Here is a 13,593-nt window from a genome sequence, read left to right as displayed (position 1 = left end):
CGAGGGGGTCTTCTGCGCGATGGGTGCGGGAGTAGACCAAAGCCCCCGTTCTCCGGACTTTGGTCACTCCGCCGCTGGTCTGCTCAGACCTTGAGGTCCTTGATGAGCTTGGCGACGTGGCCGGTGGCCTTGACGTTGTAGAAGGCGTGTTCGACCTTGCCGTCGGCGCCGACGATGACGGTGGAGCGGATGACGCCGGTGACGGTCTTGCCGTAGAGCTTCTTCTCGCCGAAGGCGGCGTAGGCCTCGAGGACCTTCTTGTCGGGATCGCCCACCAGGGTGACCTTGAGGTTTTCCTTTTCGCGGAACTTGGCGAGCTTCTCGGGCTTGTCGGGGGAGACGCCGATCACGTCGTAGCCGGCGGCGGCGAGCAGGTCGAGGTTGTCGGTGAAGTCGCAGGCCTGCTTGGTGCAGCCGGGGGTGAGGGCGGCCGGGTAGAAGTACACGATGACTTTGCGGCCCGCGTGGTCGGCGAGGGAGACGGGCTTTCCGTCGGCGTCCGGGAGGGTGAAGGCGGGGGCGGTGTCGCCGGGCTGGAGGCGTTCGGTCATGGGTGGTGGCTCCTTACGCGGTACACGCGGGGTACTCCCGGGTACGCAAACGGGGTGCCGACGGGGCGCGGTCCGCGTCGGGCTGACAGACTGTCCGTCACGGTACCGGTCTAGGCGTTGGAGGCAGTGCGGTGTCGGAAGGCAGGACTCCCGCTCAGATTGAGGCGGAGATCTCCCGTAGGCGGCAGGATCTGGCCGCGACGCTGGACGAGATCGCGGTAAGGGTGCATCCGAGTACGGTCGCGCGGGACATGAAGGCGAAGGCCTTCTCCGCTGTGGACCGCACGGCGGGCCGGGCCTTCGTGGGGGTGAATCGCGCGGTGAGTGACGCGCGCGGGCACTTCGTGTCCGAGGACGGTGTGCTGCGGGTGGACCGGGTGGTGCCGGTGGCGGTGGCCGCGGTGGCGCTGGTCGCCGTGGTGGCCGGGCTCTCGGTCCGCCGGCGTCGCCGGTAACGTCGTCGCCGTGAGTTCCAAGAATGAGCACGACAAGCTGCCCATCCGGATGCTGCATGACCGGGTGCTGGTCAGGGCCGAAGGTTCCGAGGGGGAGCGCCGCTCGGGTGGCGGCATCCTCATCCCCGCCACGGCCGCGGTGGGCCGGCGGCTGGCGTGGGCCGCGGTGGTCGCGGTGGGCCAGAACGTGCGGACCGTGGAGGTCGGGGACCGGGTGCTGTACGACCCGGAGGACCGGGCCGAGGTCGAGGTGCGGGGTGTCGCGTACGTGCTGATGCGCGAGCGGGATCTGCACGCGGTCGCGGCGGAGCGGCTGCAGGGGTCGGAGGACTCCACGGGCCTTTATCTGTAGTTTGCTATGGTCGGAGAGAGCCCGACGAGACGCGCCGTACCGGGACCCATGCAAAGACGACGCACCCCCTGGAAGCAAGTAACCATGGAGGTGCCGTCATGGCATGGGTCCTTTTGTGCGTCGCGGGTCTGGTCGAGGTCGCCTGGTCGATCGGTATGAAGTACACCGAGGGGTTCACCCGGCTGTGGCCGAGTGTGTTCACGGGTGCGGGCATCGTGGTGAGCATGGTGCTGCTGGCGCAGGCGGCGAAGACGCTGCCGATCGGTACGGCGTACGGCGTGTGGGTGGGCATCGGTGCTGCCGGGGCGGCGGTCCTGGGCATGGTGGTGCTGGGTGAGCCGGCGACCGCCGCCCGGATCTTCTTCATCTGTCTGCTGCTGGTGGCTGTCGTGGGCCTGAAGGCCACTTCGGGCCACTAACCCCGGCCTGGGCCTAGCCCCCGTCCGGGCCGCCGCCCCCGCCGTTCCCGCCGCCTCCGCCGACCGCTCCGCCGCTGGGCAGCAGGGTCGGGGGTCCGCTGGTCTCGGGCGGGGTCTCGGTGGGGGTTTCCGTCGGGGTTTCCGACGGCGTCTCGGACGGGGTCTGGGACGGTGTCTGCGACGGGGTCCGGGAGGGCGTCTGCGACGGGGTCTCCGACGGTGTCGCTGACGTGGGCGGTGTGCTGGGGGCCTCGGTCGGGGCGGTGGCGCCGTCCTGCGGTTCGAGGTCGAAGTCGATGTCCTCGGTGCCGCTGAGGGCGGCCTCGGTGTAGGCGGCCCAGACCTCGCCGGGCGCGCCGCCGCCGTTGACGCGGGGTACTCCGAGTGCGCCATTGAGCGATTCGAGTTTGCCGGTGTCGGAGTTCTGGCCCATCACGGCGACGACGGTGACGAGGTTCGGGGTGTAGCCGGCGAACCAGGCGGCTTTGTCGTCGTCGATGGTGCCGGTCTTGGCGGCGGAGGTCCGGCCGGACTCCTGGGCGACGGAGGCGGTGCCGCCGTCGACGACGCTCTGCAGGATGGAGGTGGTGGTGTCGGCGGCCTCACGGGAGACGGCCTGCTTGGCGTCGCGCTTGGGGAGACTGAGGTCGCCGCCGTCCTTGGTGATCTTCTCGACGAGGGTGTACGGGATGTACTTGCCGTGGTTGGCGAGGGTCGCGTAGCCCTGGGCCATGGCGAGGGGGCTGGCTTCCATGGTGCCGAGCGCCATCGAGGGCAAGGCGTTGAGCGTTTTGGTGGCCGGCAGGCCCAGCGCGTGCACGGTGTTGACGACGTTGTCGGGACCGACGTCCTGGGCCATCTGCGCGTAGACCGCGTTGACCGATTTGTCCATGGCCTTGGTGACGGTGATGTCGCCGTAGTCCCGCTGGTCCTCGTTGGGCGGCGCGTAGCCGACGGGGCCGTTGGGGCCGATCACCGGGCGGCGGTTGTCGCCGTCGTAGATGGTGCGCGGGGTGATCGTGCGGCCGTCCTGCGTCTGGGAGTTGTTCTGGACGGCGGAGGCGAAGATGTAGGGCTTGAACGTCGAGCCGACCTGGTAGTCGCTCCGGGTGGCGTTGTTGACGTACTGCTTGGTGTAGTCGATGCCGCCGTACATGGCGACGACCTTGCCGGTGGCGGGGTCGATGGAGGCGCCGCCGGCGCGGACGTAGCTGTCGGCCTTGGTGGTGCCGAGCTTGTCGTAGACCTTCTTCTTGGTGGCGGCGACGAAGGCGTCCTCCTTGTCCTTCTGGATCGTGGTGACGATCCGGTAGCCGCCGGCGCGCAGGGTTTCCGCGTCGATGATGTTGTTGTCGTCGAGGTAGTCGTTGACGGCCTCGATGAGGTAGCCGCGCTGGCCGGTCTTGCTGGCGGCGGGCTTGGGCTTGCCGGGGGTGGGGAACTTGATGACGGCGCGTTCGGCGGCGTTGAGCCAGCCTTCCTTCACCATGCCGTCGAGGACGTAGTTCCACCGGGCCTGGGCCTTGGGGAGGTTCTGCGGGTGGGCGACGACGTCGTACTCGCTGGGGGCGTTGAGGAGGGTGGCGAGGTAGGCGCCTTCGGCGGTGGTGAGTTTGTCGGCGTCCTTGCTGAAGTAGGCCTGGGAGGCGGCCTGGATGCCGTAGGAGTTGCGGCCGAAGTAGCTGGTGTTCAGATACCCCTCAAGGATTTCGTCCTTGGTTTCATTGCGGTCGAGTTTGATCGCGATGAAGAATTCCTTGACCTTGCGAAGTGCGGTCTGCTCCTGGTTGAGGTAATAGTTCTTCACGTACTGCTGGGTGATCGTGGAGCCGGACTGTTTGCCCTTGCCGGTGACGGTGTTCCAGGCGGCGCGGATCATCGCTTTCGGGCTGACGGCGGACTCGTGGTAGAAGCCGCGGTCCTCGGCGGAGAGCGCCGCGTACTGGGCGGTCCTGGCGATCTGGGCGAGGCTGACGCTCTCGCGGTTGATCTCGCCGTCGCGGGCCAGTTCGGTCTTGCCGTCGGCGTAGAAATAGACGTTGCTCTGCGCGGTGGCGGCGGCGTTGGGGTTCGGGATCGGCACCAGGGCGTAGCCGATGAAGAACCCGCCGACGAGGATGAGCAGGACGATGATGACCGTGCTGGTCACCATCCGCCAGGTCGGGATGAGCCGGCCGAGGCCGGTCCGCTTGGGCCGTCCCCTCCGGTTGAGGACCGGCGGTCGGGGCTCCCAGCCTGGCGAAGCGTTACTGCTTTTCTGCTGCTCCGGCTCGTCGCTCATGTCTGTTAGGACTCCTCCGCCGCCGCCGGGGTTGGTCCGCGACGGAACATCTTGGGTCAATCGTTACGTACGCCCCGTTGAACACTGTCGCATCATCCGTGCTTGTGCGATCAACGCCGCGCACCCGTGACAGGGCTGTGACAGGCCGAATGGCTGATCCGGTGCACTCGAAAGGGTGGAAAACCATTGGCAGGTCCTCCCGATGGGCGATTAAGCTCGGCAGCTTTGGCGCGAACGGCGGGTGCGGGACCAGGCCCTGACGGAGGGGACGTGGGGGAGTGGGGGGCATCCGGCTGTACGCGGCGGTCGCGCTGAGCGGGTTCCGGCGGTTCGCGACGTACCGGGTGGCGACGGCCGCCGGTGTCTTCACCAACACGGTCTTCGGTTTCATCCTCGCCTACACCTATATCGCGCTGTGGGACGCGCGTCCGGGGCTGGGCGGCTACGACCGGTCGCAGGCGCTGACGTATGTGTGGGTGGGCCAGGCGCTGCTGATGACCACGGCGATGATGGGCGGCGGTTTCCAGGACGAGTTGATCGAGCGGATCCGTACCGGGGACGTGGCGATCGATCTGTACCGGCCCGCCGACCTGCAGGTGTGGTGGCTCGCGACCGACCTGGGCCGGGCGGCCTTCCATCTGCTGGGGCGGGGCGTCGTCCCGATGCTGATCGGCGCGCTCGCCTTCGAGCTGACGCTGCCCGCGAGCGCGCTGACCTGGCTGTTGTTCCTGGTGTCGGTGACGCTGGGGGTCGTCGTCAGTTTCGCGCTGCGCTATCTCGTCGTGCTGAGCGCGTTCTGGCTGCTCGACGGTGCCGGGGTGAGCCAGATCGCCGGGCTGGCCAGCATGTTCTTCTCCGGCGCGCTGCTGCCGCTGACGCTGTTCCCCGGCTGGCTGGGGGAGCTGGCGCGGGCCCTGCCGTGGGCGGCGCTGCAGCAGATCCCCGCCGATGTCTTCCTCGGCCGGCACACCGGCACCGGTCTGCTGCGGGTGTTCGCCTTCCAGGCCGGCTGGGCGCTGGCGCTGCTCGCGGCCGGGCGGGCGCTGCAGTCCGTGGCGACCAGGAAGGTGGTGGTGCAGGGTGGCTGAGGGCGGAGCGGCCGAGCGGGTGGTGGCCGGCGGCGGTGCGGCCGGGCTCGGTGCGGTCGAGGACAGCGGGTTCGGAGCGGCCGGGTTCGAAGCGGCCGGGTTCGAAGCGGTCGACAACAGCGCGCCCGAGCGCCGGGTGGTCGACGGGCTGCGGGCGTACGGGCTGATCGTCGCGATGTGGGTGCGGTCGACGATGGCGTACCGGGCGTCGTTCCTGATGACCGCGTTCGGGAACTTCGCGACCACCGGACTGGACTTCGCCACGATCCTGCTGATGTTCTCGCACGTCACGACGCTGGGCGGGTTCACGCTTCCCGAGATGGCGTTCCTGTACGGGACGACCAGCACCGCGTTCGGGCTGGCCGATCTGACGATGGGCAGCATGGACCGGCTCGGGCGCCGGGTACGGGACGGCACGCTGGACACACTGCTGCTGCGCCCGGTGCCGGTGCTCGCGCAGGTGGCCGCCGACCGGTTCGCGCTGCGGCGGCTGGGGCGGATCACCCAGGGCTCGCTGGTGCTGGGCTGGTCGCTGAGCCGCCTCGACATCGACTGGACGGTGCTGAAGGTGCTGATGATGCCGATGATGCTGCTCAGCGGAGGCGCGATCTTCGGGGCGGTGTTCGTGGCCGGGGCGGCCTTCCAGTTCTGGGCGGGTGACGCCTCGGAGGTGCAGAACTCCTTCACGTACGGCGGGAACACGCTGCTGCAGTACCCGCCGTCGATCTTCGCCAAGGACCTGGTGCGCGGCGTCACCTTCATCGTGCCGCTGGCCTTCGTCAACTGGCTGCCCGCGCTGCGGATCCTGGGCCGCGACGATCCGCTGGCGCTGCCGGGGTGGCTGGACTTCGCGTCACCGCTGGTGGCGGTGGCGTGCTGCGCGGTGGCGGGGCTGGCGTGGCGGACGGGTCTGCGGTCGTACCGGAGCACGGGAAGCTGAGGGGCGGATGGTGGGGACAGTGGACGGCAACGGCGCGCACATCGAACTCGACGCGGTGGAGAAGGTCTTCGACGTCCGCCGCAAGGCCGGGCGGTGGCGGCGGGAGCGGCATCAGGTGCGGGCGGTCGACGGGATCTCGTTCTCGGTGCCGCGCGGCGAGATGGTCGGGTACATCGGGCCGAACGGGGCCGGGAAGTCCACCACCATCAAGATGCTGACGGGCATCCTGATGCCCAGCGGCGGGCGGGTGCGGGTCGCGGGGATCGACCCGTCGCGGGACCGGACGAAGCTGGCGCGGCGGATCGGTGTGGTCTTCGGGCAGCGCACCACCCTGTGGTGGGACCTGCCACTGAAGGACTCGTACCAGCTGGTGCGGCGCCTGTACCGGATCGAGGACGGGCGGTACGCGAAGAACCTCGCGCGCTGCGTCGACCTCCTCGACCTCGGCCCGCTGCTGGACGTGCCGGTGCGCCAGCTGTCGCTGGGGCAGCGGATGCGCGGTGACATCGCGGCGGCGCTGCTGCACGATCCGGAGGTGCTGTACCTGGACGAGCCGACCATCGGCCTCGACGTGGTCAGCAAGGCGAAGGTGCGGGAGTTCCTGCGGACGGTCAACGCCGAGCAGGGCACGACCGTGCTGCTGACCACGCACGATCTGACGGACATCGAGCAGCTCTGCGAGCGGGTGATGGTCATCGACCACGGGCGGCTGATGTACGACGGCGGGCTGAGCGGGCTGCACGCGGTGGGGGAGAGCGAGCGCACGCTCGTCGTCGATTTCGAACGGGAGCTGCCGGCGGTGGTGGTGGCGGGCGCGCGCTGTGTGAAGGTCGAGGGGCCGCGCCAGTGGCTGGCGTTCCCCGCGGCGGCCAGCGCGGCTCCGCTGGTCGCCGAGCTGGCGGCGCGTTATCCGCTGGTGGACCTGTCGGTGCGGGAGCCGGCGATCGAGGACGTCATCGCGCGGATGTACTCGTCGTCGCCGGTGCCGGCCCAGACAGCGGTCCCGGCAGCGGGACGTTCGGCGCGGTGAGGACGTTCAGCGCAGTGAGGCGAGGGCCGCGTGCACGCGGTCGACGGCGGCCAGCGGGGTCGAGGCGTGCGCCGACAGGCGCAGGGAGTCCGCGCGGACCGTCGGGGTGACCTCGTACCCGTGCAGCGCCTTGGCGACGAGCCGCGGATCGGTTCCGGGGATGCGGAAGGAGACGATGCCGGCGCGCTGCTCCGGGGCGACGGGGGACAGCACCTCGCCGCCGCAGGCCAGAACGGTGTCGATGAGTTGGGCCACCCGGGTGGTGATGTGCTCCTCGATGGCGGGCACCCCGGACCGTTCGACGAGTTCCAGGGCGGCGGCGAAGGCGGCCGCGGTGACGGGGCTCAGGTTGGTGATGCTCCACCGCTGGGCGCCGGCGGCGGGCGGGTGCTCGCGGTCGTCGAAGAGGCCCGCGTCCTCGACGCCGGTCCAGCCGGTGAGGACGGGCTCCAGCCGCTCCAGCGCCCGGTCGGACAGCGCGGCGAAACCGGTGCCCCAGCCGGCCCGCAGCCACTTCTGGCCGCCGGTGACGACGACGTCCGCGGCCTGCCAGGGCAGGTCGGCGACGCCGAAGCCCTGGATGGCGTCCACGACGAGCAGCCGGTCGCCGATCACCTCGCGGATCGCGGCCAGGTCGGCGCGGTGGCCGGTGCGGAAGTCCACGGCGCTCAGCGCCACGGCCACCACGTCACCGGCGCCGGGTCCGGTGAGGGCGTCGCGGACGGTGTCGGGGGTGATCAGGCCCCGCTGGTCGGGTTCCAGCAGGCGCGGTACGGCCCTGCCGAGCTCCGCGGCACGCTGCCACGGGTACCGGTTGGAGGGGAATTCCCCGGACGGGACGAGCACGGTGCCGCCGGTGATGCCGAAGGCGGCGTGGAACAGTCCGGTGGACGTGTTCGGCAGCAGCACGATGTGGCCGGGGTCGGTCCCGGCCAGCCGGGCGGCGGCCTCCCGGGCCCGGGGCTCGGCGCGCATCAGGTCGTCCACCGTGCTGTGGGTGGCACGGGCGGAGTCGGCCAGCGCCTGCGCGGTGGCGTCCAGGACGTCGCGGGACGGCGGGCCGTAGCGGGCGAAGTCCAGGTACCCCTCGGGCTCCTCGAAGTGTCCGGCGTAGCCGGGCAGCCCTCCGGTCCTGTCCTGCGCTGTCATGGCGGCTCGCTCCCTCGGTGCGGGGTCCCCGGACGGCGTTCGCGGCCGTCCGCCGTTCCTGGCGTGACTTCCCGGGACGCGGGGAACCTGTTGTTCGTTCCCAGGTTGGCAGTGGCGGTGACAATACGCGGGTGGAGCGGATGGAAGCAGCGGTAGTGAGCGATCCAGGCGGCGGTCCCGACGACGGTCCACGCGGCGGTCCACCGGCCGGTCCGGGTACGGCGCCGAGCGCGGCGGAGGCCGCCGACGCGGGGCGGCGTCGCGGGGTCCGCCGGATGAAGGTGATCGCGACCGGGCTGCTGCTCGCCGCGACGGTCGTCTACGCCTTGGCGAAGTGGGCGGACTCGGCCGGCGCCGGTCCCTGGGCGGGGTACGTCGCGGCCGCCGCGGAGGCGGGCATGGTCGGTGCGATGGCGGACTGGTTCGCCGTCACGGCGCTGTTCCGCCGCCCGCTGGGACTGCCGATCCCGCACACCGCGATCATCCCGACGAAGAAGGACGCCCTCGGCCACAGCCTGGGCGATTTCGTCGGCGAGAACTTCCTGTCGGCCGACGTCGTCAGGACCCGGCTGCGGGCCGTCGGCATCGGCTCACGGCTCGGCACCTGGCTCGCCGACCCCGAGCACGCCGACAAGGTGACGGAGCAGGCCGCGGCGGCGCTGCGCGGGGTGCTGAAGGTGCTGCGGGACTCCGACGTCCAGGCGGTGGTCGGTGAGGCGATCACCCGGCGCGCGGAGGGTCAGGAGGTGGCGCCGGGCGTCGGCAGGATGCTGGAGCGGGTCGTCGCGGACGGTGGCCACCGCCGGGTGGTCGACCTGGTCTGTGTGCGGGCGCACGACTGGCTGGTGGAGCACGGCGACTCGGTGATGGACGCGGTGCAGGGCGGCGCGCCGGGGTGGACGCCCCGGTTCGTGGACCGCAAGGTCGGCGAGCGGGTCTACAAGGAACTGGTGCGCTTCACCGCCGAGATGCGCGACATGCCGGACCACCCGGCGCGCGGGGCGGTGGACCGGTTCCTCGGGGACTTCGCCGTCGAGCTGCAGTCCGACCCGGACACCCGTGAGCGCGTCGAGCGGCTGAAGAAGGACCTGCTGGCGCGCGGCGAGGTGCAGGATCTGATCGAGTCGGCCTGGACCGCGGTCCGCGGCATGGTCGTGGCCGCCGCCGAGGACGAGCGCAGCGAGCTGCGGCTGCGGACCCGCGCGTCGCTGCTGTCGCTGGGCGCCCGGATGGCGACCGACCCCGCCCTGCAGGCGAAGGTGGACGGCTGGCTGGAGGACGCCGCCACGTATGTGGTGACGACCTACCGGGACGAGATCACCTCCCTGATCACCGAGACGGTGGCGGGCTGGGACGCCGACCAGACGTCCCGCAAGATCGAGGCGCATGTGGGGCGTGACCTGCAGTTCATCCGGATCAACGGCACGGTCGTCGGAGCGCTGGCGGGGCTCGCCATCTACTCGGCGTCCCGGCTCTTCGCCGGCTAGGAACGTTCCGCCGGACAGGCCCCTGTCCGGCGGGCCGGGAACGGCCGTATCGTCACCCGCATGACGGTGCGTCAGAAATCCAGGCCGGTCCGGGTCGTCGTCCAGGGCCAGGGGCGGCTGCTGCGGCGCGGCGGCGCGCGGCGCACTCCGCTGGGGCGGACGCTGTGGGGCGCCGCCGAACTCGCCGTGACGTTCGGGGTCGTCGTGCTGCTGCTGGTGGCGCACCAGTTGTGGTGGACGAACCTGCGGGCGCACGAGTCCGCGCGGCGCGAGGTCGCGGCGCTGGAACAGCAGTGGAACGCGGCCCCCGCACCGGCTCCCGCATCCGACCCGGCGCAGGCTCCCGGCGATACGCCGACGATGGATACATCCGATGAAACGGCGTCCGCCGGGCCCTCGCAGCGGGAGGTGACGGCACCGGAACGGGACGATCTGGCCTACGCCGTGATCCGCATCCCCGCGATCGGGGTGACCGCCCCGGTCGCCCAGGGCATCAGCAAGTCCGCCATCCTCAACCATGGCTACGTCGGCCACTACCCGCAGACCGCCCAGCCCGGCCAGGCCGGGAACTTCGCCGTCGCCGGGCACCGCAACACCCACGGAGAGCCGTTCCGCTACATCAACCGGCTGCGGGCCGGCGACACGGTCACCGTCGAGACGGCCACCGGCCGCTTCGTCTACGTCGTGGAGAAGACCGTGCCGCAGACGAATCCCTCCGACGGGTCCGTGATCGCCCCGGTGCCGTTCAGCTCCGTGCACCCGGACGCCCGGATGACCGGCGCCGGCGCGTACATCACGCTCACCACCTGCACACCCGAATACACCTCCAAGTACCGGCTGGTGGTGTGGGGGCGGCTGAAGTCGGCGCGGGCGCGCTAGGGTCGGGCCGCGTGTCCAAGGTTCCCAGGGTGTTCCGAGGCCGACGCCATCTGCTGTGGCTGCTCGTGCCGTACGTGCTGTACCTCGGCGCGCTGCCGCTGGTGAATCGGGTGCACCCCGTGGTGTTCGGGATTCCCTTCCTCTTCTTCTGGATGCTGGCCGCCACGCTGGCCACCCCGCTCGCGGTGTGGCTGGCCTACCGCGGCGACCGGCGGAGGCGTACGTGAACGCCGCGGTCGCCACCTCGGTCTTCGGCGTTTTCATGGTGGCGACCGTCGCACTGGGGCTGCTCGCCGTCCGCGGGCGCGGCTCGCAGGGCGGCCTCACCGAGTGGTCGGTGGGCGGCCGCAGCCTCGGCCCGGTCTTCATCTGGGTGCTGATGGCCGGTGAGAGCTACACCAGCTTCAGCTACCTGGGCGCGGCCGGCTGGGGCTACAACTTCGGCGCGCCCGTGCTCTACGTCCTGGCGTACCTGTCGTGCGGCTACGCGGTCGGCTACGTCGTCGGCCCCATGCTGTGGGCCTACGCGCGCCGCCACGACCTGGTCGGCATCACCGACATGATCGCCCACCGCTACGCCAGCCCACGGCTCGGCGCGCTCGTCGCCGTCCTCGCCACCGTCTGCCTGCTGCCGTACATCCAGCTGCAGATCACCGGCATGGGCGTCGTCGTCTCGACGATCTCCTACGGGGCGATCAGCCTCTACTGGGCGTACTTCCTCGGCTTCGCCGTCACCACCGGATTCGTCGTGGTCAGCGGGCTGCGCGGCAGCGCCTGGGTGTCGGTCCTCAAGGACGTCCTCGTCATCGGGACCCTCGGCTTCCTCGCCTGCTACGTCCCCTTCCACTACTTCGGCGGCTACGGCGAGCTGTTCCGGCGGCTGACCGAGGAGAAGGCGCAGTGGCTGACGTTCCCCGGGCACACGTCCGGCGGTCTCGGCGAGAGCTGGTTCATCACCACGAGCCTGCTCAACTCGCTCACCGTGGTGATCTTCCCGACGACGGTCGCCGGCTATCTCAGCGCGCGCGACGCGGACGCGCTGCGCCGCAACGCCATCGCGCTGCCCTTCTACCAGGTGCTCCTCCTCGTCCCGATCCTGCTGGGCATGGCGGCGCTGTTCGTCGTGCCGGGCCTGACCGGCGCCGGCTCCAACCTCGCCCTGTTCCAGCTGATCACCGACTCGCTGCCGGCCTGGGCCGTCGGGATCATCGGAGTGGCCGCGGCCCTGTCGTCCATCGTGCCCATGGCGGTGTTCATGCTCGTCATCGGCACCATGTGGGGCCGCAGCGTGCTCGGCGCGGTCCCGCGGCTGGCCGGCCGGCAGAAGCTGTGGTCGCAGGTGGTCGTGGTGGCCGCCGGCTCGCTCGCGCTGCTGCTGACGTACACCCTCCCCAACACCCTGGTGCGGCTGTCGCTGATCTCCTACGAGGGCATGGCGCAGCTCGTCCCGATGCTGCTGCTCGGCCTGCTGTGGCGCCGGCTGACCCTCGCGGGCGCGCTCAGCGGGCTGCTGGCGGGGGGTGCGGTCGTGTGCTGGCTCGTCTTCACCGACCGCGATCCCCTGTGGGGCGTGAACGCGGGGCTGCTCGCGCTCGCCCTGAACGTGGCCGTCGCCCTCGCCGTGACGTACGCCCTGCCCGCGCCGGCCGACACACGGCCGGACGACGAGGTCCTCGCGCAGGAGGCACTGCCCGCCGCCTAGACCGTGGGGCTACCATCGGAATCCGGACCGACTGGAGGAGGCGAGCTCGTGCGACGTGACACCGCCGCGTTCCGCCTCTTCGTGGGCGCGCTCTTCCTCGCCCTGTCCGGGGTGCTGCTGACCCAGACCGGCCTGGTGTCCAGCGCGGCCGCCGCCGCGACCACGGTCGCCGCCGCACTGCTGTGCCGCGCCTTCGTCGTCACCGCCGCCTGGCCCGGGCCCGTGGTGCCCGGCCGGATCCGGACCGCGATCCGGGACCGCGAACGCCGTACCGCCTTCCTCGTACAGCGCGATCCCGATGCCTCGGGCCGACCGCGCCCCCGAGCGCCCGGCCGTCTCGTCCCGACGGCCGCGTAGGCGCTACCGCACCGGTACCCACCGGTTCCCGCTGCGCCCCGCGCGGCTCGTCACGCCGACTTCTTCCGGCCCGACGAGACCCCGTGGAGGGCTCACCCCATGTCCGTATTCGCTCATTTCGTCATGTCCGTCGCCTCGCTGCTCGGCCCGCTCCTGGGCGCTTCGGCGACCGCGGCCGCCATCGTCGCGATCACCGTCGCCGTCCGCCTGGCCCTCCATCCGCTGGCGCGGGCCGCCGCCCGCGGTGAGAAGGCGCGGGCCGCCCTGGCGCCGCGGGTGGCCGAACTGAACCGCAAGCACAAGAAGAACCCGGAACGGCTCCGGAAGGCACTCGCCGACCTCTACGCGAAGGAGGGCACCTCGCCGTTCGCCGGCTTCGTCCCGATGCTCGTGCAGCTGCCGGTCTTCTTCCTCATGTACCGAGTCTTCTCCTCCTCGGGCGGCGACCTTCTCGACCACACCCTCTTCGGCGCACCCCTCGGCGGCCGGTGGAAGGACGCACTCGCCGACGGCGGGGTGGCCGGGCCGCACGGCGCCGTCTTCCTCGGGCTCTTCGCGGTGATCGCGGCCGTCGCGGGCTGGACGTATCTGCGGGCCCGGAAGGCCGCCGCGACCGCTGCCATGCCCGCGGCACCCGGTGCCGCTCCCGGCGCCGCCGCGATGGCGAAGATCCTTCCGCTGCTCTCCTTCGGCACCCTGCTGACCGCCGCCTACGTCCCGCTGGCGGCCGGACTGTATCTGGCCACCACCACCGCCTGGAGCGCCGCGGAACGCGCCTGGCTGCAGCGTGCCCCACATGTGGCACTGAATGCCGCGAAGTCCACTTCGTGAAAGGGGGTTGCGTGACGGCCGCGACTACTTGGAGGATCTGCCAAGACATCCGATGACCACCCTCGCCCAACA

General features: G+C 71.0%; 15 protein-coding genes and 1 riboswitch. Of the genes, 12 read left to right on the top strand and 3 right to left on the bottom strand.

Translation table 11 applies throughout. From position 1 onward, the window contains the following. Positions 1-83 precede the first annotated feature (83 nt). Positions 84-551: a thioredoxin-dependent thiol peroxidase gene (gene bcp, locus C8250_RS18235; protein ID WP_138356613.1), complete on the bottom strand. Its 468-nt coding sequence runs from the start codon at positions 549-551 to the stop codon at positions 84-86. 131 nt (positions 552-682) lie between these two features. On the opposite strand from bcp, the gene C8250_RS18230 reads away from it, so the two are divergent. The 3 genes from C8250_RS18230 (at position 683) to C8250_RS18220 (ending at position 1,777) form a co-directional block, all read left to right on the top strand. Further along, positions 683-1,006 (top strand): DUF3618 domain-containing protein, encoded by a 324-nt coding sequence (locus tag C8250_RS18230; RefSeq protein WP_138356614.1) that lies wholly within the window; start codon positions 683-685, stop codon positions 1,004-1,006. Positions 1,007-1,055: 49 nt separating this feature from the next. Next, positions 1,056-1,358 (top strand): co-chaperone GroES, encoded by a 303-nt coding sequence (locus C8250_RS18225; protein ID WP_138356628.1) that lies wholly within the window; start codon positions 1,056-1,058, stop codon positions 1,356-1,358. Then, a riboswitch (guanidine-III (ykkC-III) riboswitch) is annotated at positions 1,355-1,424 on the top strand. It overlaps the preceding gene by 4 nt. Before the next feature lie 32 nt (positions 1,425-1,456). Then, positions 1,457-1,777 (top strand): multidrug efflux SMR transporter, encoded by a 321-nt coding sequence (locus C8250_RS18220; protein ID WP_138356615.1) that lies wholly within the window; start codon positions 1,457-1,459, stop codon positions 1,775-1,777. A gap of 13 nt (positions 1,778-1,790) precedes the next feature. Here the strand turns inward: C8250_RS18220 and C8250_RS18215 are convergent, their stop codons facing one another. Beyond that, positions 1,791-4,058: a transglycosylase domain-containing protein gene (locus C8250_RS18215; protein ID WP_138356616.1), complete on the bottom strand. Its 2,268-nt coding sequence runs from the start codon at positions 4,056-4,058 to the stop codon at positions 1,791-1,793. Positions 4,059-4,345: 287 nt separating this feature from the next. On the opposite strand from C8250_RS18215, the gene C8250_RS18210 reads away from it, so the two are divergent. The 3 genes from C8250_RS18210 (at position 4,346) to C8250_RS18200 (ending at position 7,116) form a co-directional block, all read left to right on the top strand. Further along, positions 4,346-5,146 carry an ABC-2 family transporter protein gene (locus C8250_RS18210; protein WP_138356629.1) on the top strand — a complete coding sequence of 267 codons (801 nt, stop codon included), beginning with the start codon at positions 4,346-4,348 and terminating at the stop codon, positions 5,144-5,146. A gap of 175 nt (positions 5,147-5,321) precedes the next feature. Then, complete coding sequence (locus tag C8250_RS18205; RefSeq protein WP_138356630.1) at positions 5,322-6,086, top strand: ABC transporter permease; 765 nt, start codon at positions 5,322-5,324, stop codon at positions 6,084-6,086. A gap of 7 nt (positions 6,087-6,093) precedes the next feature. Next, positions 6,094-7,116, top strand: a complete 1,023-nt coding sequence (locus C8250_RS18200) for an ATP-binding cassette domain-containing protein (RefSeq protein ID WP_138356617.1) — start codon at positions 6,094-6,096, stop codon at positions 7,114-7,116. A gap of 6 nt (positions 7,117-7,122) precedes the next feature. On the opposite strand, the gene C8250_RS18195 is transcribed toward C8250_RS18200, so the two are convergent. Further along, positions 7,123-8,265, bottom strand: a complete 1,143-nt coding sequence (locus C8250_RS18195) for an aminotransferase class V-fold PLP-dependent enzyme (protein WP_138356618.1) — start codon at positions 8,263-8,265, stop codon at positions 7,123-7,125. A 275-nt stretch (positions 8,266-8,540) separates the two neighbouring features. On the opposite strand from C8250_RS18195, the gene C8250_RS18190 reads away from it, so the two are divergent. The 6 genes from C8250_RS18190 (at position 8,541) to yidC (ending at position 13,521) form a co-directional block, all read left to right on the top strand. Continuing rightward, entirely contained in the window at positions 8,541-9,752 is a 1,212-nt protein-coding gene (locus C8250_RS18190) for a DUF445 domain-containing protein (protein WP_232484980.1), read from the top strand. A gap of 60 nt (positions 9,753-9,812) precedes the next feature. Continuing rightward, complete coding sequence (locus C8250_RS18185) at positions 9,813-10,631, top strand: class E sortase (protein WP_138356620.1); 819 nt, start codon at positions 9,813-9,815, stop codon at positions 10,629-10,631. Positions 10,632-10,660: 29 nt separating this feature from the next. After that, complete coding sequence (locus C8250_RS18180) at positions 10,661-10,858, top strand: DUF3311 domain-containing protein (protein ID WP_244809195.1); 198 nt, start codon at positions 10,661-10,663, stop codon at positions 10,856-10,858. Then, complete coding sequence (locus C8250_RS18175) at positions 10,855-12,333, top strand: sodium:solute symporter family protein (protein WP_138356621.1); 1,479 nt, start codon at positions 10,855-10,857, stop codon at positions 12,331-12,333. The genes C8250_RS18180 and C8250_RS18175 overlap by 4 nt, the downstream gene beginning before the upstream one ends. 48 nt (positions 12,334-12,381) lie before the next feature. Then, positions 12,382-12,690 (top strand): DUF6412 domain-containing protein, encoded by a 309-nt coding sequence (locus C8250_RS18170; protein ID WP_138356622.1) that lies wholly within the window; start codon positions 12,382-12,384, stop codon positions 12,688-12,690. Positions 12,691-12,789: 99 nt separating this feature from the next. Further along, complete coding sequence (gene yidC / locus C8250_RS18165; RefSeq protein WP_138356623.1) at positions 12,790-13,521, top strand: membrane protein insertase YidC; 732 nt, start codon at positions 12,790-12,792, stop codon at positions 13,519-13,521. The last annotated feature ends 72 nt before the right edge of the window (positions 13,522-13,593 follow it).

This window comes from Streptomyces sp. So13.3, from assembly GCF_005860785.2.
GTDB classification, from domain to species: domain Bacteria; phylum Actinomycetota; class Actinomycetes; order Streptomycetales; family Streptomycetaceae; genus Actinacidiphila; species Actinacidiphila fildesensis.
The sequence above is the reverse complement of the archived record's forward strand: the minus strand, read 5'-3'. Positions and strand labels throughout refer to the sequence as shown.